Raw genomic sequence first — 1,366 nt, 5'->3', positions numbered from 1 at the left:
CAGGGCCGTTGCGTTCTCGCTCGGCAAGCCAGTGAGCTGGGATGATGCTGGGTGATTGGCCTATGTGGAGGCGGTTGAAGCGGGTGAAGCCCTCAAGGTGATCATGGAGTTTCTCTAGGACTGCACGACACCGAGGACTCCACCCGCAGATGTCATCATCCCTGATCTCCGTACTGACTGTGACAACCCCCAGCGGTGAGACGCCATCACCGCCGATCACCGAGGGTGAACGTCGTGGGCTCCTGGACGCTGTGAGCGTGATCCCGGACCCGCGTGATCCGCACGGAGTGCGGTATCCATTGGCCGCGTTGCTGACCGTCGCGGTCTGCGCGGTCCTGGCCGGCGCCACGTCGTTCGCCGCGATCGCGGACTGGCTGTACGACCTGGACGAGGCGGACCAGCAGCGGCTCGGGTTCACCCGGGGCGTGCCGGCCGGCACCACGGTGTGGCGTCTGCTGATCCGCCTGGACGCCACTGTGATCAGCAAGGTTCTGGCCGGCTGGCTGCGCACCCGGACGCAACCGGTGACCGCTCGGCCGCGCCGCTACCGGACGGTGATCGCCGTGGACGGCAAGACCCTGCGTGGCGCACGCCTGCCTGACGGCCGGCAGACGCATCTGCTGTCGGCGCTGGACACCAGTACCGGCATCGTCTTGGCCCAGGTCACCGTCGACACGAAGAGCAACGAGATTCCCGCCTTCGCCCCACTGCTCGACGCCGTGGAGGCCGTGCTCGGCAGTCTGACCGATGTCCTGTTCGTCGCCGACGCGCTGCACACCCAGACCGGCCACGCCGAGCAGATCACCGGCCGTGGAGCACATCTGCTACTGCAGGCCAAGGGCAACCAGCCCACCCTGTTCGCCCAGCTCAAAGCTGTTCCCTGGGCGCAGATCCCGGTCGGTGACCGCACCCGCGACCGCGGTCACGGGCGCAAAGAGACCCGCACCATCAAAGCCGTCACCCTGCACACCCCGGGCGGGATCGCGTTCTCGCACGCCCAGCAAGCCGTCCGGATCACCCGTACCCGAACCACCGGCGGCAAGACCAGCCGCGAGACCGCCTACCTGATCACATCCCTGCCCGCCGCCGACGCCCAACCCGCCGACCTGCAGAAATGGGCAAGAGCGGAATGGCTCATCGAAAACCAGGTCCACAACGTGCGAGATGTGACTTTCCGTGAAGATCTGCACCAGGCCCGCACCGGCACCGGACCCGCCATCATGGCCACCCTGCGTAACACCGCAATCGGCTGGCACCGCATCCACGGCGAACCCAACATCGCCCGCGCCACCCGACGCGCCGACCGTCGCTCACACGACCTCATAACCGCCGTGACCAGCACTTACCCCAGAACGCAATAGCCCTG

Annotated in this window: 1 protein-coding gene; it reads left to right on the top strand. The window is 67.1% G+C overall.

The genetic code is table 11. From position 1 onward, the window contains the following. The first annotated feature begins 251 nt into the window (after positions 1–251). Complete coding sequence (locus FF096_RS26170; RefSeq protein WP_309223936.1) at positions 252–1,361, top strand: ISAs1 family transposase; 1,110 nt, start codon at positions 252–254, stop codon at positions 1,359–1,361. Positions 1,362–1,366 lie beyond the last annotated feature (5 nt).

Origin of the sequence: Micromonospora sp. CP22 (genome assembly GCF_009712475.1) — a bacterium.
In the GTDB taxonomy this organism is placed as follows: domain Bacteria; phylum Actinomycetota; class Actinomycetes; order Mycobacteriales; family Micromonosporaceae; genus Micromonospora.
Note: the sequence above shows the minus strand (reverse complement) of the source record. Positions and strands in the feature narration are given on the sequence as shown.